Raw genomic sequence first — 26,888 nt, forward strand, 5'->3', positions numbered from 1 at the left:
AGGTTATGGCCGACGTCCACGCGGTGCTCACCGGGTACTGCTTGACAGCGGTCGGCGGCTGAGTGCTCCGGGAAACCGGTGCCAGGAATTAGAGTTCGTGGGTCCGTGACGTCGCCGCCGCGACAGTCCTGCCAGCTTGGGAGCCTGACGTGACCTCCGAGTCCCTGACCGCCGACCTGGCGGGGAAGCCCGCCGCGTTGACCGCGCTCGCCCAGCGTTTCCCGCGCTGGGACCCGTACGCCGCGCTGCCCGCGCTGCTGGAGGACGAACCCGCGGCGGTGAGGTTCCTGGGCCTGGGCGCGGCGCGGCACGTCTGCGCGGTGGCGGCGGCCCGGCTGCGGAGGTCGGGGATCGGCGCCCACGCGGACTTCTCCTCCTCAGCGGAGGAGCCTCCTGCGGGCCCGGAGAGCCTTGTGGTGGCTGTGACCTTGGGTGAGGGCCAGCGGGAGCTCTGCACGGCTCTGGACCGCTATGTGGGGCGTTCCCCGGTGATCGTGCTGGCCCCGGAGCCGGACGCGGTGGTGTCCCGGTACGCGGACCTGCTGGTGCCGTTGCACGCGGGTGAGGAGAAGAGCGGCGTGCGCTCGCGCGCGCAGCAGCACGCGCTGGCACTGCTGTTGCTGTTGGGGCACCGGCTGGGTGCTCCCCCGTCGGGCAGCAGCGCCAACTTTCCGGGGCTGTTGCGGCGGGCTGCCAACGCCGTCCGTGTCCTGTTGGACAGCGCCCCCGAGTGGCTGCCCGAAGCGGCGCAGGTGTTGGACTCCCCGCACGGGGTGCACCTGGTGGCCCCGGCGGAGCGCATGGCCTCGGCCGAACAGGGGGTGCAGGCGCTGCGCCGCGGGCCGGTCCGCGTCGCGCACGCCCGGGAGACCGGGGAGTGGTCGCACACGGACCGGCACCTGGCCGCGGTGACCGACTACCGCGCGCTGCTGTTCGCCGGTTCGACCTACGACCAGCGCTTCGCGGAGCACCTGGTACAGCTGCGCGGGGCGTTCGTCGCGGTGGGCGCCACCCCCGGCCGCGAACGCGTACCGGGGGCGGCACTGACCGTGCGCTACCCGGGCGACGACGACCCCGACGTGAGCCTGCTGACCGAACCACTGGTGCCGGAACTGCTGGCCGCCCACTGGTGGCGGTAGAGGGCACCGTGTTTGTTGCGGGCCTCCGCTCCGGCGCTCGAACTCAAGCTGAGGAACGCACCCAGGAGGCGTAGAGGTTCGCGTAGACGCCGGGTACGGCGACGAGTTCGCTGTGGGAACCGCTCTGCACGATCTTGCCGTCGTCGAAGACCAGCACCCGGTCGGCCGCTTCCGCGGTGGAGAGCCGGTGGGCGATGGCGACGGAGGTGCGGCCCTTGGTGAGCCGGTCCAGGGCGCGCTGGATGCGCACCTCGGTGTGCGGGTCGACGGCGGAGGTGGCCTCGTCGAGTACGAGCAGGTCCGGGTCGGCGATGTAGGCCCGCACGAGCGCGACGAGCTGCCGCTCCCCCGCCGACATGGACTCGCCCCGTTGGCCGACCGGTGTGTCCAGGCCGTGGGCGAGGCTGCCGAGCCAGTCGGCCAGGCCGAGTTCGGTGACGGCCGCCTCGAGTTCGGCGTCGCTGCTCTCCGGCCGGGCGAAGCGGATGTTGGCCCCCAGAGAGCTGTCGAACAGGAAGCCCTCCTGGGGCACCATGACGACGCGGCCGCGCAGTGACGAGAAGGCCACCTCCCGCAGGTCGACGCCGTCCAGGCTGACGGTGCCGGAGCCGGGGTCCATGAGACGGGTGAGGAGCTTGACGAACGTGGTCTTGCCCGAACCGGTCTCGCCGACGACCGCGACCCGGGTTCCCGGGGTGATCTCGACGTCGATGTCGTCCAGGACGACCGGTCCGTCCGGGTAGGAGTAGGTGACATGGTCGAACCCGACCTTGACCGCGCCGCGCGGCAGCACGCGTCCGGCCTCTCCCGGGTCCGCGATGTCGGGGACGGTGTCCAGGACCCCGAGGACGCGGCGCCAGCCGGCGATGGCGTTCTGTGCCTCGTTGAAGATCTCCGTGGCCATCATCATCGGCTGGATGAAGAGGGTCATGAGGAACAGGAAGGCGATGAGCTGCCCCGCGGTGAGGTCGCCGCCGATGCCCAGCCACACGCCGACCAGGACGACCGCGGTGTTGCCGATGGCTGCGACGATCTCCGCGAAGGGCGAGACCGCCATGGACAGGCGCTGGGCCTTCACCTGGGCCCTGCGGGTGGCGAAGACGGTGGTGTCGATGCGGCCGGCGGTGCGCTCCTCCGTGCCGTGGGCGCGGATGACGGCGGCGCCCATGACGGTCTCGCCGATGGCGCCGAGCATGTCACCGGTGCGTTCGCGGACCTTGAGGTAGGCCTTGGAGAGGAGCTTCTGGAGCCAGCGGACGCCGAACAGTAGCGGCAGGACGCAGATCCACACCACGAGGGTGAGCTGCCAGGAGTAGACCGCCATGAGTGTGGTGGCCACGAAGAGCTGCCCGGTGCTGACCAGCAGGAGCAGGCCGCCCCACTGCATGAAGTGGCTGATCTGGTCCACGTCGCCGGTGACGCGGGAGACCAGGGCGCCCTTGCGCTCACTGTTCTGGGTGAGCACGGACAGGTCGTGGACGTGCCGGAAGGCCTTGCGGCGCAGGGTCGCCAGACCGGACTCGGTGGCCCGGTAGAGCCGCAGGTTCATCAGGAACGAGCAGACCATGGTGACCACGAGGAGCCCGGCGCAGACCGCCACCATGCGGGTGACGAACTCCAGGTCCGGTCCGCCCGTCCCGGTGAGCCCGCTGTCGATGATCTGCTGGACCGCGATGGGCACGATGACCTTGCCCCCCGTGGCGACCACGGCGAAGCACAGGGTGAGCCAGAGGCCCTTGGCGAACTCCGGGGACAACTGGAGGCCGCGCTTGATGGTGCCGAGCGCGGTGTCCTGGTTGCGGTGCAGGGAGAGGACCGGGTCGCTGTCGGGGCGCTGCCGGTCGGCCGCCTGCTCCGACCTGTCGTCGGTGCGGGTCCGTGCGGGTGCGCTCATCGGCTGCTCTCCTCGGTGGCGTCGTTGCCGTGCCCTCCGACGCTGCGGTGCGGCTCGGCCGGTCCCGGCTCCTCGGGGACCGGTGTGCGCTCCGCCTCGTTCTCTGCTGAGGCGCGTTCGTAAGCGGTGACGAGCTTGGTGTAGCCCGGCGAGGTGGCTAGGAGCTCCTCGTGGGTACCGCGGCCCAGGACGCGGCCGCCCTCCATGTAGAGGACCTCGTCCGCGAGTTCGATGGTGGCTCGGCGGTAGGCGACCACGAGCACGGTGGCGGCGTCGTCGCGTTCGCGCAGTCCGGCGAGGATCTGCGCCTCGATCTGCGGGTCGACCGCCGAGGTGGCGTCGTCCATGATCAGGAGTCTGGGGCGGCGGACGATGGCGCGGGCCAGGGCGAGGCGCTGGCGCTGGCCGCCGGAGAGGGTGGTGCCCTTCTCTCCCAGCTGGGCGTCGAGGCCGCCGTCGAGTTCGCGGATGAAGCCGTCGGCTCGGGCCAGGCGCAGGGCGGCCCAGATCTGGTCGTCGTCGACCCCTGCGGCGCCGAGACCGATGTTGTCGCGGACGGAGTCCTCGAAGACGAAGGTGCCTTGGGGCACGAGTGCGGCGTGTCGCGGGACCTGGTCGCGGGCGAGGTCGCGCAGGTCCACGCCGTCGTAGGTGACGGTGCCGCTCTCGGGGTCGACCAAACGCATGAGGACGGTGGTGAGGGTGGACTTGCCCGAGCCGGTGGGGCCGACGACGGCGACGGTGCGGCCGGGGGCGATGTCGAAGTCCACGCCGTTGAGGACGGTGCTGCGGGCGCCGGTGGCGCTGTCGTCCATGAGGTCGCGGCCGCTGCTCTCGGAGTCGGCTTCGTAGGCGTCGGCGTAGGAGAAGGTGACGTCTCGGACGATCAGGGCGAGGCCGCGGGGTGAGGGTTCGAGGGCCTGGTCGCCGTAGGCCATGGCGCCTCCGGCGCGGAGGACGGACTGGACGCGGTCCCAGCCGACGACGCTGCGGGGCAGGTCTCCCAGGAGCCATCCGAAGGAGCGGATGGGCAGGGCGAGGAGGGTGAAGAGGAAGGCGATCTGGACGAGGTCGCCGGGTTCGATGGCGCCGGTGGACAGGCGCCACATGCCCAGGAGCAGGACGGCGAGGACGCCGAAGTTGGGCAGGGACTCCATGAAGGGGTCGAACATGGAGCGCATCCGCCCGACCTGGATCTGCGCGTCGCGCAGGCGGTGTGCGGCTTCGGTGAAGCGCTCGGTCTCGGTGTCCTCGCGGCCGAGGGTCTTGACGACGAGGGCGCCGTCGAAGGACTCGTGGGCCACCCCGCTGACTTCGGCGCGCAGTGCCTGGGCCCTGGAGGCCATCGGGGACACGCGGCGTTGGAAGGCGACGTTGGCCGCGGCGAGGACCGGGAAGACGACGAAGGCGACCAGGGCGAGGACCGGGTCGGTGACGACCATGGCGACGGCGGCGATGAACAGCATGAATATGCTTCCGACGACCATGGGCAGTGGTGCGAGCGGCTGCCAGGAGGCCTCGACGTCGGCGTTGGCGTTGGACAGGAGCTGTCCGGTGGGGTGGCGGTGGTGCCAGGAGAGCGGGAGTTCGAGGTACTTGCGGGAGACGGCGCGGCGGTAACGGGCCTGCATACGGAACTGCATGAGTCCGGCGAGGAGGCGGCGCACGGCCAGTCCTACGGCCTTGCCGAGGCCGACGGCCATGAGCAGGGCCGCCGCGGCGAGGAGTGCGGCCGCCGTGGTGCTGCCGGTGGCGAAGGCAGGGAGGATGGTGTTGTCGGTGAGGTGGCCGAGCACGGAGGCGGAGGCCACGGTGACCGCGGCGTGCAGCATGGCACCGGCGGCGGCGGCGATGAAGATCCACGGCTCGGTGCGGGCCGCGACGGCCAGGACACGCACGCCTCGGGTGAATACGGCCTTGTGCTGGGGTCTGGCAGGCTGCTTCCGGGGGTCCGTAGCGCCGCTCGTCGGGGGTGTCTCCGCTGCCCGCCCGTTGTTCGCCGTCGTGGTGCCCTGCGCCATACGCCCCCGCTTCCGTTGTCCGTGCTCTCGCCCAACACCGCGCGCCCCGGACGGCTTCGGCTGGGCACGCCGAAGGGCACGGAGCGCGTGTCGGGCCAACCTATCCAGGGGCGCCGACAGCTACCACCGGATTGTTTCAGCACCGGACGCATCCGTGCTATTCCGTACAACTCACCCTGGACCGGGTTGACAGTCTGTGCACGCGAACGGCCCAGGCGCCGTGTCTGGCGTCCCGGGCCGTGAGCGGTCGGGCAGGTGGTCCGGCGTACCCCGCCGGCGCCTGAGACCTGTTAGTAGAGGCGCAGGTCGTCCTGGTCCTCGGCCGGAGCTTCGCCGTCGGCCTCCGCGTCGGCGTCGGATTCCTCGGCTTCGGCTTCGGCCTCGGTCTCGGCTTCGGCCTCGGCTTCGGCGTCCACTGCCTTCGCCGCCTCGGTGTCGACGTCGTCGCTGCATTCGGCGTCGCGGACCGAGTCGTCGTTGTTCTCGTGGTCGTAGTGGATGAGGGCGCGGAAGGTGAGGTGGCCGAAGAGCCCGTCCTCGCCGATCTCGAAGATCACCTGTGCGCCGCAGACGGCGTTCTGGGTCGCCTCACCGTAGATGCCGTCGACATCCAGCCCGGCGTCGAGCTTCTCGTTGAGCACGGTCTGGATCATCCGGACGACGATGCCCTCGTTGCCCGGGCCGTAGTGCTCTTCGAAGGTGCGCTCGCGGAGCAGCAGCCAGGTCTCGTCGTCCAGCATGCCCGTCTCGACCAGGTCGTTGTCCGGCTCGCTCTGGAAGGCGCGGACCTGTTCCTCCAGTGCGTCGTCGAAAACCGGCGACTGCGGGCCGGAGTCGTAGCCGTGGAAGACCAGCAGCATCTGCGCGGCCTCGATGTCGACGTGGTCCGGGTCGCCGTTGGCGTAGTTCGGCCACTCTTGGCTCTCGATGAGGGCCACGACCTCGTCGGAGGTGCGGTCGAGGTCGTCGGCGTGGGCTGCCGTGGCGGAGCCCACGGTGAAGGTCGTGGCGATCGCGCCGGCCGCGAGCAGGGCGATCAGTCGCGGACAGGTGCGGTTGTCGTGGTTGGCGAGCATGCTGGGTGGGTGTTCCTTCCCGTGGCTGTCCACCCCGAGCGGGATGGCTGGACGGGCAACATGCTCACACGAATCTCAAATCTATTAACGGAGCGCCACGCCTCAATAACTCTCTGCAATTCCACGGGGCCAGGGAGAAATTCGGGCAAAAGCGACCCCCGAGCACGAAAGGCCCGTAGCAAGAGAAAGCCCGGGCCACCGAAGAGTCGGTGACCCGGGAGCAACGGCGTCGGGCACCGGTACCGGGCACCGGGCACGGACCCCGCGGGCGGCCTACCGGTCGAAGTCCTGGTAGGTGATGAGCGCTTCGAAGCTGAGCGGGCCGAAGATGCCGTCGACGCCGATGTCGAACTGGTCCTGGACCTCGCGGACGGCCGCTTCGGTCCAGTAGCCGTACACGCCGTCAGTGGCCAGGTGGTAGTTGTACTTGGCGTTGAGGACCCTCTGGATCATCTCCACGACGGGGCCGGTGCTGCCAGGGCCGAACACCGCCTGGCCGAAGATCCGGTCGCGCAGGTCCTCCCAGGTCTCCTCGTTCAGCTCACCGTTGCCCTCCAGGTCGAAGGCCTCCTGGTAGCTGATGAGCGCGGCTTCGAGGTCCTCGTCGAACTCGTTGTTGATCTCGCCGGGGTTGATCTCGATGTAGCTCAGCAGCATCTTCACCGCGCGGATGTCGATGGCGCTGTCACCCTTGGAGAACTCAGGCCAGTCCTGGGCCTGGATTTCGGCGATCGCCTCCTCGGAGGTCTGTTCGAGATCGTCTGCCAGGGCCGTACCCGAACCGGCGAGGCCGGTCGTGGCCGCGAGTGCGGTGGCGGCTAGTACGGCCGCCACGCGCGCGGTCGGCCTACCCCTGTTGTGCGCCTGCATGCTGGCTGTTCCTTCCCCCGTCGTATTCTCCTGCACACCCGTTCGATGTCCGAAGGCGGAGAATCGTTTACTTCACAGCCGAAAAGCGCACCAAAGGGACAGACCTACCTATCCCCGAACGACTAATTCGCCACCTCATGTCAACCGAGAAGGGGGCGTTCCCGTGGGGGGCATGGCCCCGGGGCTCTCCGGGCCTTTCCTCGATCGCGCTAACGGACCGGATACCCGGCTTCGCGCAGGCTCTTCTTGACGTCGGCGATCGTGAACTCACCGAAATGGAAGACCGTGGCGGCCAGAACAGCGTCCGCGCCGGCCTCGATCGCCGGCACGAAGTGCTCGACCGCGCCCGCGCCGCCCGACGCGATCAGCGGGATGTCGACGCGCGCCCGCACGGCACGGATGAGCTCCAGGTCGAACCCGGCCTTGGTCCCGTCGGCATCCATGGAGTTGAGCAGGATCTCCCCGGCGCCCAGCTCAGCAGCGCGCTCACACCACTCCAGGGCGTCGAGTCCGGCGCCCTTGCGGCCGCCGTGCGTCGTGACCTCGAACCCGCTGGGGGTGGGTTCTGAACCCTCGCGCACCCGGCGAACGTCAGCGGACAGCACCAGGACCTGGCGGCCGAACCGTTCGGCGATCTCCCCGATCAGCTCGGGGCGGGCGATCGCGGCGGTGTTCACCCCGACCTTGTCGGCGCCCGCGCGCAGCAGTCGGTCGACGTCGTCGGGGGAACGGACCCCTCCCCCGACCGTAAGCGGGATGAACACCTGGTCGGCGGTGCGGCGGACCACGTCATAGGTGGTCTCGCGATCGCCGCTGGAGGCCGTGACGTCGAGGAAGGTGAGCTCGTCCGCTCCGCCGCCGTCGTAGGTGGACGCGAGCTCCACGGGATCGCCGGCGTCACGCAGGTTCTCGAAGTTCACGCCCTTGACGACGCGTCCGGCGTCGACGTCCAGGCAGGGGATGACGCGGATGGACAGGCTCACCGGTCCGCGCTCCCCACCGTGGCCAGGGCGTCCTCCAGGGTGAACGCGCCCTCGTAGAGGGCGGTGCCCATGATGGCGCCCTCGACACCCAGCGGAACCAGGGTGGCGACGGCCTCCAGGTCGGCGAGGCTGGACACGCCTCCGCTGGCGACCACCGGCTTGTCGGTGCGCTCGCAGACGGTGCGCAGCAGGTCCAGGTTGGGGCCCTTGAGGGTGCCGTCCTTGTTGACGTCGGTGACGACGTAGCGGGCGCAGCCCTCGGCCTCCAGCCGGGCGAGCGTCTCCAGCAGGTCGCCGCCGTCGCGGGTCCAGCCGCGGGCGGCCAAGGTGGTACCCCGCACGTCGAGGCCGATGGCGATCCGGTCGCCGTGCTCGGCGATGATCTTGGCGCACCACTCGGGGTTCTCCAAAGCGGCGGTGCCGATGTTGACGCGCGTGCAGCCGGTGGACAGGGCCGCTTCCAGCGACTCGTCGTCGCGGATGCCGCCGGACATCTCGACCTTCACGTCGAGGCGGCCCACGATGTCGCGCAGCAGGTCCCGGTTGTGCCCGCGCCCGAAGGCGGCGTCCAAGTCCACCAAGTGGATCCACTCGGACCCGGCGGCCTGCCAGCCGCTGGCCGCCGCGAAGGGGTCGCCGTACTTCCCGCCGGAGTCCGCCTTGCCCTGGACGAGCTGGACGGCCTGCCCGCCCGCCACGTCCACGGCGGGGAGCAGTTCGAGTGCGGGGTTCGACGGTGTGTTCTCGTCGGTCATGAGGCCTTCTCGTTCTCGGTTCGGATACGGCGTGGAAGCGGGAGGCGGTCGCTCACAGGGTCTCGACCCAGTTGGCGAGGACGCGGGCGCCGGCGTCGCCGGACTTCTCCGGGTGGAACTGGGTGGCGCTCAGCGGCCCGTTCTCCACGGCGGCCACGAACGGCTCACCGTGCTCGGACCAGGTCACCCGAGGTGCGCGGACGCGGTCGCTCATGGCGACGAACTCCCAGTGGCGGACCGCGTAGGAGTGCACGAAGTAGAACCGCTCCTCGGGGTCCAGGCCCGCGAAGAGGCGTGTGTCCTCGGGCGGGGTGACGGTGTTCCAGCCCATGTGGGGCACCACGGGCGCGCGCAGGCGTTCGACGGTGCCGGGCCACTCCCCGCAGCCCTCGGTGGCGCTGTCCTCCGCGTGGACGTCGGCCTGCTCGATCCCGCGGTCGAAGAGGACCTGCATACCCACGCAGATCCCCAGGACCGGACGGCCCCCGGCCACTCGGCGGCCGATGATCCGGTCACCGCCCGCGGCCTTGAGGCTGGCCATGCAGGCGCTGAACGCGCCCACGCCGGGGACGACCAACCCGTCGGCGTCGAGCGCGGCATGCGGGTCGGAGGTCACTGTGACATCGGCGCCGGTGCGCTCCATGGCGCGCTGGGCCGAGCGGAGGTTGCCCGATCCGTAGTCGAAGATGACCACGCGTGACGGCATCAGATCCGTCCCCTTCAATTGGAGCCAGCAGGTGTTAGAAGTAGCCGAGCCGGAGCACACCGGAGGCGGCGGCGAGTGCCATACAGCCGCCCAGGGCGACGGCGATCGCGCGGTTGACGTTCCAGAGCGCGTACACGCCTCCGGCCAGGAACCCCGCGAGGACGAGGAGGGCGATCCCCCAGAGGTCGGTGTCCATCTACAGGACGCCCTTGGTCGACGGGACTCCGCTCACCCTGGGGTCGTCCTCGGTGGCCACGCGCAGGGCGCGGGCGAACGCCTTGAACTGGGCCTCGACGATGTGGTGGGCGTTGCGGCCGTAGGGCACGTGGATGTGCAGGGCCACGCGCGCCTGGGCCACGAAGGATTCGAAGATGTGCCGGGTCATGGTGGTGTCGTAGTCGCGCCCGATGACCGGGGCCATGCCCTCGGGTTCGCTGTGCACGAGGTAGGGGCGGCCTGAAACGTCGACGGTGACCTCGGCGAGCGCTTCGTCCAGCGGAACCTTGGCGTCGGCGAAACGGCGGATGCCCGCGCGGTCGCCGAGTGCCTCGCGGAAGGCGGCGCCCAGGGCGAGGGCCGTGTCCTCCATGGTGTGGTGCGAATCGATGTGCAGGTCGCCCTCGGTGCGCACGGTCAGGTCGAACAGGCCGTGCTTGGCGAGCTGGTCGAGCATGTGGTCGAAGAAGCCGACGCCGGTGGAGACGTCGGCGGCTCCGGTGCCGTCCAGGTCGACCTCGACCAGGACCTTGGTTTCCTTGGTTGCGCGTTCGACGCGCCCGGTGCGGCTCATGCTCACTCTTTCGCTGGTGCGGTGGGAAGTCGTGCGGCGGTCAGCGGCCGGTGGCCCGCAGGAGGGCCTCGCGGAAGGCGGCCATCTCCTCGGCGGTGCCGACGGTGACGCGCAGCCAGCCGGGCGGGCCGACCTCGCGGATGAGGACCTGCTGGTCGAGCATGCTCTGCCAGACCTTGGTGCGGTCCTCGAACTCACCGAACATGATGAAGTTGGCGTCGGATTCGGCGACCGAGAAATTCTGTGCGCGCAGCCACGCGACGAGGGAGTCGCGTTCGGCACGCAGGTCGGCGACGGCCCCGAGGAGTTCGTCGGCGTACTCCAGGGCGGTGACGGCCACCGCCTGGGTGACGGCGGACAGGTGGTAGGGCAGGCGGACCAGCTGCAGGGCGTCGACCACCGCGGGGTGCGCGGCGAGGTAGCCCACGCGCGCACCGGCCAGGGCGAAGGCCTTGGACATGGTGCGCGAGACGATGACCTTGGGGTGTTCGGCCAGCAGGGTGAGGGCGCTGGGCGTGCCTTCGCGGCGGAACTCTGCGTAGGCCTCGTCCACGACCACCACGCCGGGCGCGGCCTGGGCGATGCGCTCGATCGCGTCGAGCTCCAGGGCGGTGCCGGTGGGGTTGTTGGGCGAGGTCAGGAAGATGACGCTCGGCTCGTGCTCGGCGATCGCGGCCAGGGCGGCGTCGACGTCGACACGGAAGTCGGCGTCACGCGGCACGGACACCCAGCCCGTCCCGGTGCCACGGGAGATGATCGGGTGCATCGAGTAGGACGGCTCGAAGCCCATGGCGGTGCGGCCGGGGCCACCGAAGGCCTGGAGCAGCTGCTGGAGGATCTCGTTGGATCCGTTGGCCGCCCAGATGTCCGCGGAGGTGAGGCCGTGGCCGAGGTAGGCGGCCAGGCCCTGTCGCAGCCGGACCGCGTCCCGGTCGGGGTAGCGGTTCAGGCCCAGGGCGGCGTCGGCGACGGCGTCGGCCAGGGCCTTGGCCAGGGCCGGGGAGGGTGCGTGCGGGTTCTCGTTGGTGTTGAGAACCACCGGCACGTCCAGCTGCGGGGCGCCGTAGGGAGAACGTCCGCGCAGGTCGTCGCGGAGCGGCAGGTCGTTCAGGGTGAAGCTCACTGGTTTCACGCTCATGTGTCTGTTGTGGCGGGGCGGGCGCCTGAGGCTGTGTTGGTCTGTGACCGGTCCGGTCACGGCTTTGCCCGTGGACGGTCCGCCCCACCGGCCTGCAGTTTGGTCCCGGGTTCTGGGTCCCAGGTGGTCAGTCCCGGTCGGTTCCGCGGGCCGGTCGGGTTCCATGACCCGTGCGTGCGGCGATCGCCTCGCCGTGCGCGGGAAGGTCCTCGGCCTCGGCCAGGGTGATGACGTGTTGGGCGACGTCGGCCAGCGCGTCAGGGTCGTATTCGACGATGTGCACCCCGCGCAGGAAAGTCTGCACGCTCAGGCCACCGGAGTGGCAGGCGCAGCCGCCGGTGGGCAGCACGTGGTTGGAGCCCGCGGCGTAGTCGCCGAGGGACACCGGGGAATGGTCGCCGACGAAGATCGCCCCGGCGTTGCGTACGCGCGCGGCCAGGGCCGGGGCGTCCGCGGTCATGATCTCCAGGTGTTCTGCCGCGTACGCGTCGACGACGGCCAGGCCCTGCTCGAGGTCGTCGACCAGGACGATGCCGGACTGCGGCCCGGCGAGGGCCTCGCGGACGCGGTCGCTGTGCTTGGTGGCGGCCACGCGCTCGGTGAGGCGCTCGGTGACCGCCGCGGCGAGGGCCTCGTCCGGGGTCACCAGGACGGAGGCTGCGACGACGTCGTGCTCGGCCTGACTGATGAGGTCGGCTGCGACGTAGTCGGGGTTGGCGGTGCCGTCTGCCAGGATCGCGATCTCGGTGGGTCCGGCCTCCGCGTCGATGCCGATCACGCCCTTGAGCAAGCGTTTGGCGGCGGCGACCCAGATGTTGCCCGGGCCGGTGACCATGTCGGTGCGCTCGCAGGCCTGCGTGCCGTAGGCGAACATCGCCACGGCCTGGGCGCCGCCGACCGCGTAGACCTCATAGACGCCGAGCAGGGCGCAGGCGGCGAGGATGGTCGGGTGGGGCAGGCCGCCGAACTCCTTCTGGGGCGGTGAGGTGACCGCCAGGGAGGACACGCCCGCTTCCTGGGCGGGGACGACGTTCATGATCACGCTGGAGGGGTAGACCGCGCGGCCGCCCGGCACGTAGAGGCCGACGCGGTTGACCGGGATCCACTTCTCCGTGACGGTGCCGCCGGGCACGACCTGGGTGGCGTGGGACTGGCGCCGCTGCTCGCGGTGGACCTTGCGGGCACGGCGGATGGACTCCTCCAGCGCGGCGCGCACGGCGGGGTCGAGTTCGGCGAGGGCGGTGTCGATAGCGGCGGCGGGAACACGAATGTCGGTGAGCCGCACACCGTCGAAGCGCTCGGTGAGTTCGACCAGGGCCTGGTTTCCGCGATGGTGCACGTCATCGCAGATGGGTCGGACGCGTTCAGTGGCGTCCGCCACATCGATTTCGGCGCGCGGAAGTACGTCGCGCGGGTCGCCCTGGGAACCTCGGAGGTCGATTCGACTGATCACGAACCCAGTCTAGGGGGCACCGCCCGATCCATGGGTGGGGGCGTCCGAATGATGGACACCACACCCGCACGACCGGCGCGAACCCGGCCTCGGTGGACATCGGCGAGCACTCCCCCACAAATACGCGACATGAGCATTACCTAAGTTTGGAATACCTAACCTAATCAAGCTTCTGAAAGGCTTGCCTAACAAATTCAGTACCCTTTTTGCGCGCTTCGCAAAACGCTTTTGAATGCGTTATCGTGGAGGCATGACTTCGAACACGATCGGCGATAGCACGCTTTCCAAGTTCCACCGCCTCCTGGTCGACCAGGTACGGCACGAGTTCACGGCTTCGCACCAGTACGTGGCGATCGCGACTTGGTTCGACGACCAGGACCTGCCCCAGTTGGCCAGGGTCTTCTACGAGCAGTCCCTGGAAGAGCGCGACCACGCGATGATGATCGTGCGCTTCCTACTCGACTACGACGTGACGTTCGCCCTTCCGGGTGTGGACGCCATCGAGACCGATTTCGCCGTCACCCGGGATCTTGTCGCCCTGGCGCTGCGCCAGGAGCGCGAGGTGAGCGACCAGTTCCAGCACCTGGCCAAGGTCGCCAAGGACGAGGGCGACTACACCGGCGAGCAGTTCCTCCAGTGGTTCATCCAGGAGCAGGTCGAGGAGGTCGCCAAGATGTCGACCCTCCTCAACGTCGTGGACCGCGCCAACGGCAACCTGTTCGACGTGGAGACGTTCGTGGCCCGCGACATGCCCAGCGAGGACAGCGGCAGCCAGGGCGCGCCCGGTACCGCCGGTCCCGCGGTCTCCTAACACCCGTCGGCAACACGGCCACCGCGAACGGCCCGGGGCGCTCCCGGGCCGTTCTTACTGTCCGGGCACGTTCCTGCCCGTGCGACAGAGCCTCGGCACGGATACGTCGCCGGGCCCGACACGCCGGGCCGGGTGGCCCTGCGGCGAGTGTGCGCGGAAACACCGGGGGCCGGACACGCAGCGCCCCGACCAGAAGCGCACGCCCGTCGGCTGAGAGGCATACTGGGAACATGCCAGAGGCGCTCCCGATCTTCCCGTTGAACACCGTGTTGTTCCCCGGCATGACGATCCCCCTCCACATCTTCGAGCAGAGGTACCGTCAGCTGGTCTCGGAACTGCTCGGCCCGACCCTTGCCGGTGGCGAGATCGGTGGTGGGGAGCGACGCCCCGCCCGGTTCGGTGTCGTGTGGATCGAACTGGGGCACGAGGTGGCCAGCGAGTCCGGGCAGGGCGCGGGGGGTGCCGACACAGGGGTGCCCAGCACCGCCGGTTCGGGTGGCCGTCCCTCCCTCCCCGTGGTCAGCGCGACCGGCTGCACGGCCGTGGTGCGGGACGTGCGCACCTACGAGGACGGACGCTACGACCTGGTGGTCGAGGGCGGCACCAGGTTCGCGATCACCGACCTGACCGAGGTCGACGTCTCCTCCCCCGAGGCGTACTCCACCGCGACCGTCTCCTTGCTCCCCGAACCGATGGGGCCCGACGCCAAGGACCACGCCGAGAGGGTGCGCGACCTGTACGAGGTGTACTGCGAACGGCTCTCGGCCATCGGCATGGCCCCCGAGACCACGAGAGATCTGCCACGGGACCCGATCGCGCTCTCCCACGCGGTGTCGGCCTCGGTGGTGTTGGACGCCGCGGAGAAGCAGCGCCTGTTGGAAGCGGAGGACGCGGCGACCCGCCTGGCGGTCGCTGCCCGCTTCCTGCGCAGAGAGAACCGTGTGGTGGCCACCCCCACCCTCCCCAACCTTCCTGCGGGCCCCTTCCTGAACAACGGTGTCTCCTTCAACTAGGTCGCATGTCTTAGGGCGTGTTCGGTGGATGCTGCCCGTCGCGAAGGTGGCACTGCGCCGAAGGCGTCCGTTGAGGGTTGGTGGCGGGCGACGGGCGGGCGTATCCAGTGGTGCTGGCACAAGGCCGAAGAAGGAGTTCCCCTACTGTGCACTGCCTCGCAAGCTCGGCAGCATCGCACAGCGGGGGCCCGCCCGGGTTTGGCTGTCGACTGAGAGATGCGCAGTGCAAGTACCGCTGGGGCGACGCGCAGCAGGGTATGTGTCCGCCGAACATGCCCTAACCTGCCCGCAACGTTTCGACACACCGACGTGGAAAGCCCAGGTAACCCATGAGTGGAAAAGCCACGCCCGCGACCGTGGCCGCCGGTAGGACCAAAACCACGTACACCCTCCATCCCTACGATGTTCCGGGTGGCGGCGACGGGCACGCTTACGGGGCCGATGCCGCAGACGCGATCGGGGTCCCCCACCAGCAGGTGTTCAAGACCCTCGTGGCCGAGGTGGACGGCGTGTTCACCGTGGGGGTGGTGCCGGTCAGCGCGTCACTCGATCTCAAGGCCCTGGCCGCGGCGGTGGGCGGCAAGCGCGCGATCATGGCGGACCCGGCCCGCGCGGAGAAGATCACCGGGTACGTGCGCGGCGGCATCAGCCCCCTGGGACAGCGCAAGCGGCTGCGGACGGTGATCGACTCCTCCATCACCGGGCTGAACGCGGTGTACGTGTCCGCTGGGCGGCGCGGACTCCAGATGGAGCTGGCCCCGCTGGACCTGATCAAGCTGACCGAGGCGGTCACCGCACCCATCGGTTCGGACTGACCGCCCGGTTTCCACACCGGCTCCGGTTCCGCGGCGGTGCGGGGTTCTGCGGCAGGGCGGGGTTCGCCGGGCCCGGCAGTCCCTGGCGGGTCGGGGCTCCCCAGCCCGCGAAGTGGACCTCCCCACATTCACGCACGGACTGTTGCTGACCCCCCTACCCAGGGGTAGTTTTGTGACATGGGCAACACTTCATCCCCCTTTCAGTCCGTTCCCGACATGTTCGCCTCCCGCGTCGCCGAATCCGGCGGCCGGGAGGCGTTCAGCTACCCGGTGACCAGCGCCGCCGGGGGCAGTGAGAAGTGGGAGGCCCTCACCTGGACCCAGACCCGTGACCGTGTCCGCGCCATCGCGCTCGGCCTGCACTCCTTGGGCGTGACCTCCCAAGCGCGCTGCGCGATCGCCTCCAACACGCGCATCGAGTGGGTCCTGGCCGACCTCGCGATCCTCTGTGCGGGCGGCGCGTCCACCACCATCTACCCCACGTCAACCCCGCCCGACTGCGCCTACATCGTCTCCGACTCCGGCAGCATGGTCGCCTTCGCCGAGAACGATGAACAGGTCGCCAAACTGGTCGGGCAGCGCGGCGCCATGCCCGGCCTGTCCAAGGTCATCGCCTTCGAGGGCGCGGCCGAAGGCGACGACGACTGGGTCATCGGCCTAGCCGACCTGGAAGCCAAGGGCGCCGAACTGCACGCCGAGCGGCCGGAGCTGTTCGGCGAACTGGTCGCCGCGGTCAAGCCGGACCACCTGGCCACCCTGATCTACACCTCCGGCACCACCGGCCGCCCCAAGGGCGTGCGCCTGGACCACGCCAACTGGCTGTACGAAGCGGAGGCCCTCAAGGTCCTCGGCGAGGAGATGAGCTCCCAGGGCGGTGAACTCATCACCGAGGACGACGTCCAGTACCTGTGGCTCCCCTTGGCGCACTCCTTCGGCAAGGTCATGCAGGTCAGCCAGTTGCGTATCGGCTACCGGACCGCTGTCGACGGCCGGGTCGACCGGATCGTGGACAACCTGGCCGTCGTTCAGCCGACCTTCATGGCGGCCGCGCCCCGGATCTTCGAGAAGGTGTACAACAAGGTCGTCATGCAGGCCAAGGAAGGCGGTGCCGCCAAGTACCGCATCTTCCGCTGGGCCCTCGGCGTAGGCGACCGCGTGGCACGGCTGCGGGAAGAGGGCAAGGAGCCCACCGGGGCGCTGGGGGCCCAGCACAAGGTCGCCGACAAGCTGGTCTTCAGCAAGCTGCGTGCCCGCTTCGGCGAGCGGCTGAAATTCTTCGTCTCCGGCAGCGCGCCCCTGTCACCGGAGATTGGCCGGTTCTTCTACGGCGCGGGGATCACCATCCTGGAGGGCTACGGCCTGACCGAGACCTCCGCCGGCTCCTTCCTCAACCGCCCCAGTGACCTGCGCTTCGGAACGGTCGGTCTTCCCCTGCCCGGGACCGAGGTGAAGATCGCCGAGGACGGCGAGGTCCTCCTGCGCGGCGGCGGCGTGATGCGCGGTTACCACAACCTGTCCGGAGCGACCGAGGCGGTGCTCGACGAGGACGGCTGGTTCGCCACCGGCGACATGGGCGCGCTGGAGAACGGCCGACTGCGGATCACCGACCGCAAGAAGGAGCTGATCAAGACCTCGGCCGGCAAGTACGTGGCGCCGCAGAGCATCGAGAGCCGCTTCAAGTCGCTCTGCCCCTACGTCAGCAACTTGATCGTGCACGGGGACCGCCGCCCCTACTGCGTGGCGCTGGTGGCCCTGGATCCCGAGGCGATCGACGCCTGGGCGGAGGCCAACGGCCTCGGCGCGCTCAACTACAGCGGCCTCACGAAGGAGCCCAAGGTCCGGCAGATGGTCCAGGAGGCCGTCGACGCGCTCAACAAGGAGTTGCCGCGGCACGAGACCATCAAGGACTTCGTGGTTCTGCCGAACGAGCTGACGGTGGAGCAGGGTGAGATCACGCCGAGCCTGAAAATGCGCCGCAGGGCGGTGGAGGACAAGTACCGCGATCTGCTCGACGGGATGTACAAGGACACCGTCCAGTCACTGTGACGCCCGGGACCGTGCTCAGCGCCGCGGATCCTCGGGGCCGGTATCCAGTTCAGTGACGGCCGGCGGCTCCTGCCCTTCCTGGGCGGGGGCCGCCCACTGTGCGGGGCGCCCCCTTTTCAGGGCCTTCGCTCCCCTCTGCGGCGTCCTTAGCCGGTGCGGGTTCGGGCACTCCGGGCTGGTCGCCGCGCAGCAGACTGATGCCGTCCAGCAGTCCGTACTGCAGGATGTGGACGAAGGGCCAGACGATCAGAAAGGCCGTGGCCTGGAGCTGGAGCGCGGCGGTGACCGTCTCACCCGCGTCGGCCGCCAGCACCGCCTCCCGCGCCGGGGCGTCCAGGGCGGTACCGATCCGCCAGACCAGCAGGGACGCCACAGCAGATCCAAGGGCACCCGCGACGAGACAGACCAGGCGCAGGTCCTGGAAGCGCCGCCGGGACAGGGCGAACTGGACCATGTAGGCCACGAAGCCGGTGACCAGACCCGCCACAGCGGTGATGAGGACGAAGTAGCCCTCTCCCGCGAAAACCTCCTCCGAGGTCCCCGGGAAGACGTTTCCGTCACCCAGGGCGGCCACCTCCGGGCGCGGGGCGAGCCACCACCACAGCGGGCCCAGCAGGGCACCCAACAGGGCAACAGCCCCGAACAGGCACGCCCCCACGACCAGGCCTCGCCCCGGCCCGGACCTGCCCGTGCGCCCCTGTTCCACCATCACCCGCTCCTCATCGTCGCCACCCGGCCCGAAAACCAGTGGATACCGGGCACAACCCGAAGGAGAATACCGGCATGAGCGACAAGAACAGTCCCCTGACCCGGCCCGAGCGTGTCGATCCTCCCATGGCGGCGGACGAGCGCACGATGCTCCTGGCCTGGTTGGACTGGCACCGGGCGACGGTACACAGCAAGTGCGCCGGCCTCGCCCCGGACCTGTCGTCGGCCACACCTCTGCCCTCCTCGCCGATGATGACGGTCGGCGGGGTGGTATCGCACCTGCGCTGGGTGGAGGCCTTCTGGTTCGAGGTGGTCATGCTCAACCAACCCGATCAGGCCCCCTATTCGAGGCAGGACCCCGACGGGGAGTTCAGGGTCGGCGCGCAGCGGCCCCTGGGCGAGCTGCTTGACGAGTACGCCGCGCAGTGTGAGCGCTCCCGGGAGATCACGTCCCACCTGGAGCTGGGCAACTCCTCCCGGGGCATCCCGGACCACCGTGGCAGGACGACCCTGCGCTGGGTACTGGTCCACATGATCGAGGAGACCGCGCGGCACAACGGGCACCTGGACGCGCTCCGGGAACTCGTTGACGGTGTCACCGGAGAATAGCCGGGCCCTCCCGGAAGGACGCGAGGGTTTCGGCGTATGAGGGCCCGGGACGGTGCGCACCGTCCCGGGCCCTCATGTTGTCCGGCCTGGCCCTCGGTCCGGCTGTCCGGCCCGATGGTCCGGTCCCGTCGGCCTCCGCCGCCTCAGGCCTCGTCGTCCCGGTCGGCGGGGCCGGAGGCGGCGGGTTCCTCGTCTGCCAGGATCAGGTAGAGTCCCCGCTTGGTCTCTGCCAGGAGCTGTTTGGCCCGCTCCAGCTGCTCCGGCGTCCCGGCCTGGGCGACCTGGGACGCGGCGGCCGAGAGCTGGTAGGCCAGGGCCCCGATCTCCTCGTAGCGGGACCTGGCGTCGGCGGCGGCATCCGCACCCGCCTCCCACGGCGGTGTCAGGTCGGCGCCGTTCTCCTCGAGGTAGTCGATGCCCTCGTCGGTGAGCTGGTAGGGACGGCGGCGGCCCTCCCCCTCAGTCTGGGCGATCAGGCCCTCGTCCTCCAGTTGCTGGAGCATGGGGTAGATCGAGCCGGGGCTGGGCCGCCAGACCCCGCCGCTGCGTTCACGGCCCTCGCGGATGATCTCGTAGCCGCTGCGCGGTTCCTCAGCCAGCAGCATGAGGATGCCGGTGCGCACGTCACCGCGCTTGGCCCGGCGGCCTCCCCCGCGTCCGCCACGGCGGAACCTCCGGCCCGGACCGAACCCGCCGCTTCGGGGACCGAACCCCTCCCACGGCCCTCCCGGGCCGAAGGGGCCGCCCGGTCCCATCGGCCCATCGGGGCCGAACGGTCCGCCTGGGCCGAAGGGCCCGTCGGCGCCCTGCCACGGAGGCGGGGGCGGCGATCCGGGAGGCCCAGGAGGGGGTGGCGGGTGGCCGAAGCCGTCCCGCCGGGGTCCGGGGTGCTCACCGCCGGGCTCGTCGTGCCCGTGTCGCGGGCCGGGGTGTGCGGGCGGGGTTTCGGTGGGTCGCCAGGTCCAGGGCAGTCGGGGACGCTCGGTGCGCCGCCCACCCCAGGACCAGGGACCGGGAAGTGCCATCGCGGTCATGTCGTTCTCCTTGGCGCCCATCGATGTCGAGTGATCTCGACTTCTAACGACTGTCATATTGTGCAGCAATAGCTCAAAGATATATCGTTAACTCGATCGCGGCAAGGATCGACCACAGAAAAAATCCCCGTGTGCCGGACGGCACACGGGGACTCGGGGCGTGGAGCTGGTCAGTAGTCGACCGCGTACATCCCCAGCAGGCTCTTCATCTCACCGTTGAACTCCGGGGAGATCCGCACGGAGTAGCGGTCCACCGCGTAGATCTTGGAGCGCACCGGGTTGTCCACCCTGATCCGCACGGGGGTGTCTCCCTTGTGGGTGCTCAGCACCTGGCGCAGGTCCTCGACGAGCTCGGCGTTCAAGCGGTCTTCGGCGACGGTGAGCAGTACCGGCGGTTCGCCCTCGGTCACGTGCGAGATGTCCAGGATGGACATCTCCGAGGCGAACATCGAGTACGTCCCGTCCCGGTCGTTGAGCCGACCCTTGACCGTGACCGCGGTGTCCTCCAACAACGCCTCCACATACAGCGGATACGTCTTGGGGAAGAACAGCACCTCCATCGAGGCGTCCAGGTCCTCGACCGTGGCGATCGCCCACTGGTTGCCCGCCTTGTTGGTGCGCTTGTCCACCTTGGAGATCAACCCAGCGATCCGCACCTCACCCCGCTCCCGGGCCATCTCCCCCGCCACGACCTGCGCGATCGAGGTGTCCCGGGACCGGGCCAGCACCCGCTCGGCCCCCGCCAACGGGTGACTGGACACGTACAGCCCCAGCATCTCCCGCTCGAAGGCCAGCTTGGTCTTGCGGTCCCACTCCTCATCACCCCACTGGATGTTCAACCCGATCGGGGAGGAGTCGCCGTCGTCGTCCCCACCACCGAACAGGTCGAACTGACCGTGGGCCTCCTGCTTCTTGGAGCTGATCATCCCCTCGACCGCGGTCTCGTGGTGGCGGTACAGCTCCCTGCGGGGCTGGCCCAGCGAATCGAACCCGCCCGCCTTGACCAGTGACTCCACCACCCGCTTATTGCAGGCAGCCAGCTCGATCTTGCCCAGGAAATCGGTGAAGGAGGAGAACTTGCCCTTCTCCCCCCGGGTCTTGACGATGGAGTTGACCACGTTGGCGCCCACGTTGCGCACCGCGCCCATGCCGAAGCGGATGTCCTTGCCCACCGGGGTGAAGCGCAGGCCGGACTCGTTGACGTCGGGGGGCAGCACCTTGATGCCCTGGGTGCGGCACTCCGCCAGGTAGACCGCCATCTTGTCCTTGTCGTCACTGACCGAGGTCAGCAGCGCGGCCATGTACGCGGCCGGGTAGTTCGCCTTCAGGTACGCCGTCCAGTACGCGACGAGGGCGTATCCCGCGGCGTGGGACTTGTTGAAGGCGTAGCCCGCGAACGGGAGCATGACGTCCCAGATCGCCTGCATGGACTCCCGGGAGAAGCCCTTCTCGATCATGCCGGCGGAGAACTTCTCGTACTCCTTCTCCAGGGCCTCCTTCTTCTTCTTGCCCATCGCCCGGCGCATCAGGTCCGCCCCGCCCAGGCTGTACCCGGCCAGCTGCTGGGCGATCGCCATGATCTGCTCCTGGTAGACGATCAGGTGGTACGTCTCACCGAGGATGCCGTCCAGGGCTTCCTTGAGTTCGGGGTGGATGGCGGTGACGTCCTGGCGCCCGTTCGAGCGGTCCGCGTAGTCGTTGTGCGCGTTGGCCGCCATCGGGCCCGGCCGGTACAGCGAGAGCACGGCGGTGATGTCCCCGAAGGACCTCGGCTCCATCCGCTTGAGCAGGTTGCGCATCGCGCCGCCGTCCAGCTGGAAGACGCCGAGCGTGTCACCCCGGGCCAGGAGCTTATAGGTCTTCGGGTCGTCCAGCGGCAGCTTTCCGAGGTCGATGTCGACGCCCTCGGCCTGCTTGATGCTCTTGACCGCGTCATCCATGATCGTCAGGTTGCGCAGACCCAGGAAGTCCATCTTGAGCAGACCCATGTCCTCGCACTGAGGATAGGGAAAACCGGTGATCATGGCCCCGTCGGAATCACGCTTGTGCAGCGGGATCACGTCCAGCAACGGCTCCTTGGACAGGATCACCCCGGCCGCGTGCACACCGGTACCGCGGGTCAGGCCCTCGATACCTCGCGCGGTTTCCATCACCTTGCTGACCTGCGGATCACTGTCCATCAGACCGCGCAGTTCCGTGGTCTCGCCGTAGCGCTCGTGGTCGGTGTTGTACACCGCGTCCAGCGGGATCTCGTTACCGCCCACCGGTGCCGGGAAGGCCTTGGTGATCTGGTCACCCGTGGAGTAGGGCATGCCCAGGATGCGGGTGGAGTCCTTGATGGCCGCCTTGGCCTTGATGGTGCCGAAGGTCAGGATCTGCGCCACCCGCTCCTCGCCGTACAGGCGGGTGACGTACTCGATCATCTCCCCGCGCCTGCGCTCGTCGAAGTCCAGGTCGACATCGGGCATGGACACGCGCTCGGGGTTGAGGAAGCGCTCGAACAGCAGACCGTGGGCCAGGGGGTCAAGGTCGGTGATGCCCAGCATGTAGGCGATCATCGATCCGGCGGCCGAACCGCGGCCGGGGCCGAGCGCGATCCCCTGCTCCCGCGCGTAGTTGCAGATGTCGGCCACCACGAGGAAGTAGGCCGGAAAACCCATCGTGTTGATGATGCCCAGCTCGTACTCGATCCGGCTGCGCGCCTCCTCGGAGGCCCCGTCCGGGTAACGCACGGGGATGCGGCGTTCCACTTCCTTGGCCAGCCAGGAGGACTGGGTCTCCCCCTCGGGCACCGGGTAGACCGGCATCAGGTCCCGGTGCGCGAACACGTTGTCGTAGGCGTGCGGGTCGATCCGCTCCGCGATCAGCAGCGTGTTCTTGCACCCCTGCGCCCACTGGTCGAAGTTGAGCAGCCCACGCATCTCGTCAGCGGTCTTGAGGTAATAACCCGACCCGTTGAACCGGAACCGGGTCGGATCATCCAGGTTCTTGCCCACCCCCACAGCCAAGAGCGCATCGTGCGCCGAGGCCTGGGACTCGTAGACATAGTGCGAGTCGTTGGTCACCAGCGGCGGGATATCCAACTCCCGGCCCACCTTGAGCAGACCGTCCCGGACCTCCTTCTCGATGGGCACACCGTGGTCCATCAACTCCAGGAAGACGTTCTCCTTGCCGAAGATGTCCTGCAGCCCCGCGGCGTAGTCGATGGCCTCCTTCTCCTGCCCCAACCGCAGCCGGGTCTGCACCCCGCCCGAAGGGCACCCGGTGGAGACGATCACGCCCTCGCTGTACTGCGACATCAAGTCCAGGTCCATCCGGGGCTTCATGTAGTAGCCCTCGGAGGAGGCCAGCGACGACATCTTGAACAGGTTGCGCAGCCCCTGCTCGTTCTCGGCCAGCATGGTCATGTGCAGGTACCGGCCGCCGCCGGAGATGTCCTTGCCGCCCTCAGCTGTGGCATCGTCGGAGGTGTTGGAGCGCCCCCAGAACACCCGCTTCTTGTGGAAGCGCGACTCCGGGGCCACGTAGGCCTCGATCCCGATGATGGGCTTGACGCCCGAGCCCTGCGACTGCTGGAAGAACTCGTAGGCGCCGAACATGTTGCCGTGGTCGGTCATCGCCACGGCAGGCATCTCCAACCGGGCAGCCTCTTGGAAGAGGGGCTTCAGCTTGGCCGCACCGTCGAGCATCGAGTACTCGGTGTGGACGTGCAGATGAGCGAAGGAGTCGGCCATGACGCAGGTGCCCCCAGGCGGTTAGACGGACGGGTGATGACTCCCGAGCCTATGACTTCCCCACGACTTTCGGGGCCGCCTGTGGACAACGAACCGGGCTCCGGCAGCGGCGATCCCCGCTCCTAGGGGCCACTCCCTTGGGCTGTGCACTGCCTTCAGGAAGGGCACGGCTCTTGAGGCGGGCACATTTCTTGAGCCCTTGAGACGGTGAGCCTGCTCGTGAGCCGGTGAGCCTGCTCGGCCGGGTTGAATCTGTGGCCTGGTGGCTCCAGCGCGGGTGGTCTCCCCTTTTCCTGCCGCTTGATGGTGGCCGTCTCCGCTGCGCGCCTCAAGGTCGTCGCCATCGAGCGCTTCGCGCGTCATTGGCGCTCCACCTTGACCCGCTTCGCTGCGACGGCGGGTTGGCGGCTATCAGGAAACGGGGGACGTGTGGTCGGGGAGGCGATGGTCCGGCCTTCGGCCGAACCCCAACAGCACAAGCACGGCCTAGCGGCCGTCAGCGGCCACTCCACCGGAGCGTTGACGGCTGGGGGTGTCGCGGCCGGTCAATGTGTGCGGCGAACCGCAACGGGCGGCCTTTTTCCCCGATGATCTTGCCCCCAGCTCCACCCTCGGCCCTCGAGAGTGGAGACAGGGGCAAGATCATCCCCTATGAGCGACCTGGAATTCCAGGTGGTCATAAACACCACACCAGGTGGCCTGAACTGGGAGCCCGAAGAAAGTCAGGGGGCACCCCTGACGAAAGTCATGAATTCAGCACGAACCAGCGATAATACTTCCTTTATTCGACCCTTTCGCTTACAATAGAAGAATGACGATCTCTCCCGAAGCACCCACCCCCACCGGGCACACCCCGGTGGATACCGCGGTGGATACCGCGGTGGTCGCTGCTCGGGACGAGACCACAGCGTTCTTCGACCGCGACGTGCCCCCGGGAGCGGCGGGTGAAGTGCTGGACCAGGCCACCCGCGTGTGGGAACACCTCGACCAGATCAAAGTCTCCATGGCCGCACGGCTGGCCCAACTCGAAGCCACCGGCCAGCTGCTGGAACAGGGCGGACAGAGGAACCTGGAGGCGTGGCTGCGCCACGCCTTCGGGATCGCGGCCGCCCAGGCCAACGACCTGGCCCTGATCGCGCGCGCCGAATTCCGCCAGGAAATGGCCCCCACTCTGGAGGCGTTGCACTCCGGGGCCCTGTCGGTGGGTGAAGCCGCAGCGGTCATCAAGGGCGCCGAGGCCGGGGTGGAGAAAAGGGAAAAGGGCGACCACCCCGACCCGGAACTGTTCCGCGCGAAAATGGAATGCGGAATCCTGGACTTCAAGGAATCACGCCCGAACATGTCGGTGGGCCAGATCACCCACTTCGCCCACCAGCTGTGCATGCGACTCAACCCCAACAAGGTGGAAAAGGACCACGCCGCCGCCCACGCCGCCCGGGGTGCCCAACTGGTCACCACCTTCGACCGCACGTTCCTGTTCCAGGTGTGGGGCTCGCCCGCCGATGCCCTGCGGATCCAGGTCGCGTTGGACAACTACCAGGTGCCCTTCCACCCCCAGGACGGGCTGTCCAAGTACGAGCGCACCTACGACGCCCTCATGGCCGCCCTGGGCTTCGCCCAGTCCCACCAGGGGTGCGACACCCCCACCACGGCCACGGCGTTGATCAACATCACCGTGCCCGCCACGTCCCTGGCCGGGGACGAGGAAGCCGAGGACGCAGGTCCGGCCACCACGGAGACCGGACAGGTCGTGCCCATCTCGGTAGTGCGCGAACTCCTCGGCCAAAGCTGGATCCGCCGCCTGGTGGTGGAGCAGAAGAACGGCCAGGTCCTGGACGTGGGCCGCTCGTGCCGACTGGCACCGCCCAAGATCCGGGCGGCCGCCTTCCACGGCCACACCAGCTGCGCGTGGCAGTACGGGTGCGACGTACCCCTGCCCTGGACCCAGGCCGATCACATCGTGGAGTTCTGGCAGGGCGGCACCACCAGCGCCACCAATATCCAGCCGCTGTGCGCGACCCACAACCAGATCAAGCACCGGTGGTCGGTACGCCAGGACCGCCGCATGTGGTCGGGGCGAAACCGAGGCCGCACCGGAAACCAGGGTGGGGCCTCGGACCCGGATGGGGATCCAGCCCCACCCCCGAACCCGTAATCGACCACCCACTAACCCCCCAGGTCAGCCCCCTGTACTGCCGGGTCTCTACCCGCGCATGGCCAGAACCCGCCCCCGCACCGACACCTGACCCCTGGCCCCGAGCCCTCGCCACCCCGGGGGCCGGGGGGTGAGACCTGGTCCTAGAAGCACGCTCACCCCTGTTTTTGCCTCCAACAGGGGGGTTCACCCACACCCAGACACCAGCCGACCCCCAAACACCAGCCCCCACCCGCCAGCAGGGGTCCGCCACACACCATGACCAGCCGCGACACCCCCAACCGTCAACGCTCCGGCGAAGTGGCCATCGACGGCCGCCAGGCCGTGCTTGTGCCGTTGGGGTCCGGCCGAAGGCCGGGACCGCGCAGACCTCAACCACCCGTCCCCGCCGAGTAGCCGGGGGGAATCTCACCCCCCGGCCCTCACAGATCCGTACGTGACAGTCTCCCGTCATACGGCTCTTATCACCCTGATCACCAGGAACGAGGAGCGTGCACCGTCCACTCCCACTGCGCGAAATAACGAGGCTGCCTTCTCACACCCTCATCCCACACACGCTGAGCTTTCTTCGCACCCCTCGACCGCTCGTACTTATTACGCATCCAACGCATCAAGTAGGCATTGATACGCTTCAGAAGAGGAAACAACTCCCACTTATTGAAAGCCCCGTAATAGCTCATCCACCCCCGCACGATCGGATTGATCTTCCGCGCGAGATCTTCCGAACTATGGCCAGTCCGATGGTGCAGCCTCCAGGACCGCACCTGAGCACTCATCCTCTTCAGAGCCTGTTTACTGACCGCGGGCGCAAACGACAGGAAGAGACTCCCATCCCGCCGCATCGACGCCCTCTGACGAAACGTGAACCCCAAGAACGTGAACTCGACATCGGGGCAATCCCCCGTACGGTCCTCGTCCTTGCAGTACACCACCTTCGTCTTATCCGGATGCAGCTCCAGCCCGACCTCGCCCATCCTGCCCTTGATCGCCTGGAGAACATGGCGGGCCTGTTGCTCACTGGCACAGTGCACCACCACATCATCCACATACCTCTCAAACGTGACCCCCGGAAAACTCCGAGCCATCCACGCATCAAAGGCATAATGCAAAAACAGATTCGCCAGAACCGGAGAGATCG

22 protein-coding genes are annotated in these 26,888 nt (G+C 68.8%); 7 read left to right on the forward strand and 15 right to left on the reverse strand.

Annotated elements, in window-relative coordinates; all coding sequences use genetic code 11:
• The first annotated feature begins 149 nt into the window (after positions 1-149).
• Positions 150-1,139 carry a phosphoheptose isomerase family protein gene (locus ACYVDG_RS09830; protein WP_460748587.1) on the forward strand — a complete coding sequence of 330 codons (990 nt, stop codon included), beginning with the start codon at positions 150-152 and terminating at the stop codon, positions 1,137-1,139.
• Positions 1,140-1,182: 43 nt separating this feature from the next.
• Here the strand turns inward: ACYVDG_RS09830 and ACYVDG_RS09835 are convergent, their stop codons facing one another.
• The 11 genes from ACYVDG_RS09835 to hisD form a co-directional block, all read right to left on the reverse strand.
• Positions 1,183-3,033: an ABC transporter ATP-binding protein gene (locus ACYVDG_RS09835; RefSeq protein ID WP_460748589.1), complete on the reverse strand. Its 1,851-nt coding sequence runs from the start codon at positions 3,031-3,033 to the stop codon at positions 1,183-1,185.
• A complete protein-coding gene (locus ACYVDG_RS09840) occupies positions 3,030-5,054 on the reverse strand; it encodes an ABC transporter ATP-binding protein (protein ID WP_460748591.1) in 2,025 nt (674 codons plus the stop codon). Before ACYVDG_RS09840 ends, ACYVDG_RS09835 begins: the two co-directional genes overlap by 4 nt.
• 290 nt (positions 5,055-5,344) lie before the next feature.
• Positions 5,345-6,130, reverse strand: coding sequence for a peptidoglycan-binding domain-containing protein (locus ACYVDG_RS09845; RefSeq protein ID WP_460748593.1), 786 nt, complete (start codon positions 6,128-6,130; stop codon positions 5,345-5,347).
• A 273-nt stretch (positions 6,131-6,403) separates the two neighbouring features.
• Positions 6,404-7,000: a peptidoglycan-binding domain-containing protein gene (locus tag ACYVDG_RS09850; protein WP_460748595.1), complete on the reverse strand. Its 597-nt coding sequence runs from the start codon at positions 6,998-7,000 to the stop codon at positions 6,404-6,406.
• A 209-nt stretch (positions 7,001-7,209) separates the two neighbouring features.
• Complete coding sequence (gene hisF / locus ACYVDG_RS09855) at positions 7,210-7,983, reverse strand: imidazole glycerol phosphate synthase subunit HisF (protein WP_460748597.1); 774 nt, start codon at positions 7,981-7,983, stop codon at positions 7,210-7,212.
• Positions 7,980-8,738, reverse strand: coding sequence for a bifunctional 1-(5-phosphoribosyl)-5-((5-phosphoribosylamino)methylideneamino)imidazole-4-carboxamide isomerase/phosphoribosylanthranilate isomerase PriA (priA, locus tag ACYVDG_RS09860; protein ID WP_460748599.1), 759 nt, complete (start codon positions 8,736-8,738; stop codon positions 7,980-7,982). The genes hisF and priA overlap by 4 nt, the downstream gene beginning before the upstream one ends.
• 52 nt (positions 8,739-8,790) lie before the next feature.
• Positions 8,791-9,444, reverse strand: coding sequence for an imidazole glycerol phosphate synthase subunit HisH (gene hisH, locus ACYVDG_RS09865; RefSeq protein WP_460748601.1), 654 nt, complete (start codon positions 9,442-9,444; stop codon positions 8,791-8,793).
• A 34-nt stretch (positions 9,445-9,478) separates the two neighbouring features.
• A complete protein-coding gene (locus tag ACYVDG_RS09870) occupies positions 9,479-9,640 on the reverse strand; it encodes a hypothetical protein (protein ID WP_460748603.1) in 162 nt (53 codons plus the stop codon).
• Entirely contained in the window at positions 9,641-10,234 is a 594-nt protein-coding gene (gene hisB / locus ACYVDG_RS09875) for an imidazoleglycerol-phosphate dehydratase HisB (protein WP_460748606.1), read from the reverse strand.
• 40 nt (positions 10,235-10,274) lie between these two features.
• The gene (locus tag ACYVDG_RS09880; protein ID WP_460748608.1) at positions 10,275-11,372 is read right to left on the reverse strand and encodes a histidinol-phosphate transaminase; all 1,098 of its coding nucleotides are present in this window, start codon (positions 11,370-11,372) and stop codon (positions 10,275-10,277) included.
• Between the two features lie 127 nt (positions 11,373-11,499).
• Positions 11,500-12,825, reverse strand: coding sequence for a histidinol dehydrogenase (gene hisD, locus ACYVDG_RS09885; protein WP_460748611.1), 1,326 nt, complete (start codon positions 12,823-12,825; stop codon positions 11,500-11,502).
• Positions 12,826-13,075: 250 nt separating this feature from the next.
• Here hisD and ACYVDG_RS09890 point away from each other — a divergent pair, with 250 nt between their 5' ends.
• The 4 genes from ACYVDG_RS09890 (at position 13,076) to ACYVDG_RS09905 (ending at position 17,510) form a co-directional block, all read left to right on the forward strand.
• Complete coding sequence (locus ACYVDG_RS09890; protein ID WP_460748614.1) at positions 13,076-13,636, forward strand: ferritin; 561 nt, start codon at positions 13,076-13,078, stop codon at positions 13,634-13,636.
• A gap of 230 nt (positions 13,637-13,866) precedes the next feature.
• A complete protein-coding gene (locus tag ACYVDG_RS09895) occupies positions 13,867-14,649 on the forward strand; it encodes an LON peptidase substrate-binding domain-containing protein (protein ID WP_460748616.1) in 783 nt (260 codons plus the stop codon).
• A 329-nt stretch (positions 14,650-14,978) separates the two neighbouring features.
• A complete protein-coding gene (ybaK, locus tag ACYVDG_RS09900; RefSeq protein WP_460748619.1) occupies positions 14,979-15,464 on the forward strand; it encodes a Cys-tRNA(Pro) deacylase in 486 nt (161 codons plus the stop codon).
• 177 nt (positions 15,465-15,641) lie between these two features.
• Positions 15,642-17,510, forward strand: coding sequence for an AMP-dependent synthetase/ligase (locus ACYVDG_RS09905; protein ID WP_460748621.1), 1,869 nt, complete (start codon positions 15,642-15,644; stop codon positions 17,508-17,510).
• A gap of 49 nt (positions 17,511-17,559) precedes the next feature.
• Here the strand turns inward: ACYVDG_RS09905 and ACYVDG_RS09910 are convergent, their stop codons facing one another.
• Positions 17,560-18,219, reverse strand: coding sequence for a hypothetical protein (locus tag ACYVDG_RS09910; protein WP_460748624.1), 660 nt, complete (start codon positions 18,217-18,219; stop codon positions 17,560-17,562).
• A gap of 74 nt (positions 18,220-18,293) precedes the next feature.
• On the opposite strand from ACYVDG_RS09910, the gene ACYVDG_RS09915 reads away from it, so the two are divergent.
• On the forward strand, positions 18,294-18,827 hold the full coding sequence (locus ACYVDG_RS09915) for a DinB family protein (RefSeq protein WP_460748626.1): 534 nt from the start codon (positions 18,294-18,296) through the stop codon (positions 18,825-18,827).
• A gap of 143 nt (positions 18,828-18,970) precedes the next feature.
• Here the strand turns inward: ACYVDG_RS09915 and ACYVDG_RS09920 are convergent, their stop codons facing one another.
• Both ACYVDG_RS09920 and dnaE read right to left on the reverse strand, forming a co-directional pair.
• On the reverse strand, positions 18,971-19,861 hold the full coding sequence (locus tag ACYVDG_RS09920) for a PadR family transcriptional regulator (protein WP_460748629.1): 891 nt from the start codon (positions 19,859-19,861) through the stop codon (positions 18,971-18,973).
• Positions 19,862-20,031: 170 nt separating this feature from the next.
• Positions 20,032-23,595, reverse strand: a complete 3,564-nt coding sequence (gene dnaE / locus ACYVDG_RS09925; protein ID WP_460748632.1) for a DNA polymerase III subunit alpha — start codon at positions 23,593-23,595, stop codon at positions 20,032-20,034.
• An 811-nt stretch (positions 23,596-24,406) separates the two neighbouring features.
• Between dnaE and ACYVDG_RS09930 the strand changes: the two genes are divergently transcribed.
• Positions 24,407-25,750 (forward strand): HNH endonuclease signature motif containing protein, encoded by a 1,344-nt coding sequence (locus ACYVDG_RS09930; protein ID WP_460748634.1) that lies wholly within the window; start codon positions 24,407-24,409, stop codon positions 25,748-25,750.
• A 473-nt stretch (positions 25,751-26,223) separates the two neighbouring features.
• On the opposite strand, the gene ACYVDG_RS09935 is transcribed toward ACYVDG_RS09930, so the two are convergent.
• On the reverse strand, positions 26,224-26,888 hold a 665-nt coding region (locus ACYVDG_RS09935), incomplete at its 5' end, for a group II intron maturase-specific domain-containing protein (protein WP_460748636.1).

The organism is Nocardiopsis oceani, assembly GCF_054777395.1.

Bases quoted from the DNA above. Each gene is read 5' to 3' on its own strand.
- ACYVDG_RS09835 (WP_460748589.1), bottom strand. From the start codon at position 3,033: ATGAGCGCACCCGCACGGACCCGCACCGACGACAGGTCGGAGCAGGCG.
- ACYVDG_RS09840 (WP_460748591.1), bottom strand. From the start codon at position 5,054: ATGGCGCAGGGCACCACGACGGCGAACAACGGGCGGGCAGCGGAGACA.
- ACYVDG_RS09845 (WP_460748593.1), bottom strand. From the start codon at position 6,130: ATGCTCGCCAACCACGACAACCGCACCTGTCCGCGACTGATCGCCCTG.
- ACYVDG_RS09850 (WP_460748595.1), bottom strand. From the start codon at position 7,000: ATGCAGGCGCACAACAGGGGTAGGCCGACCGCGCGCGTGGCGGCCGTA.
- priA (WP_460748599.1), bottom strand. From the start codon at position 8,738: ATGACCGACGAGAACACACCGTCGAACCCCGCACTCGAACTGCTCCCC.
- hisH (WP_460748601.1), bottom strand. From the start codon at position 9,444: ATGCCGTCACGCGTGGTCATCTTCGACTACGGATCGGGCAACCTCCGC.
- ACYVDG_RS09870 (WP_460748603.1), bottom strand. From the start codon at position 9,640: ATGGACACCGACCTCTGGGGGATCGCCCTCCTCGTCCTCGCGGGGTTC.
- hisB (WP_460748606.1), bottom strand. From the start codon at position 10,234: ATGAGCCGCACCGGGCGCGTCGAACGCGCAACCAAGGAAACCAAGGTC.
- ACYVDG_RS09880 (WP_460748608.1), bottom strand. From the start codon at position 11,372: ATGAGCGTGAAACCAGTGAGCTTCACCCTGAACGACCTGCCGCTCCGC.
- ACYVDG_RS09890 (WP_460748614.1), top strand. From the start codon at position 13,076: ATGACTTCGAACACGATCGGCGATAGCACGCTTTCCAAGTTCCACCGC.
- ACYVDG_RS09895 (WP_460748616.1), top strand. From the start codon at position 13,867: ATGCCAGAGGCGCTCCCGATCTTCCCGTTGAACACCGTGTTGTTCCCC.
- ybaK (WP_460748619.1), top strand. From the start codon at position 14,979: ATGAGTGGAAAAGCCACGCCCGCGACCGTGGCCGCCGGTAGGACCAAA.
- ACYVDG_RS09905 (WP_460748621.1), top strand. From the start codon at position 15,642: ATGGGCAACACTTCATCCCCCTTTCAGTCCGTTCCCGACATGTTCGCC.
- ACYVDG_RS09910 (WP_460748624.1), bottom strand. From the start codon at position 18,219: ATGGTGGAACAGGGGCGCACGGGCAGGTCCGGGCCGGGGCGAGGCCTG.
- ACYVDG_RS09915 (WP_460748626.1), top strand. From the start codon at position 18,294: ATGAGCGACAAGAACAGTCCCCTGACCCGGCCCGAGCGTGTCGATCCT.
- ACYVDG_RS09920 (WP_460748629.1), bottom strand. From the start codon at position 19,861: ATGACCGCGATGGCACTTCCCGGTCCCTGGTCCTGGGGTGGGCGGCGC.
- dnaE (WP_460748632.1), bottom strand. From the start codon at position 23,595: ATGGCCGACTCCTTCGCTCATCTGCACGTCCACACCGAGTACTCGATG.
- ACYVDG_RS09930 (WP_460748634.1), top strand. From the start codon at position 24,407: ATGACGATCTCTCCCGAAGCACCCACCCCCACCGGGCACACCCCGGTG.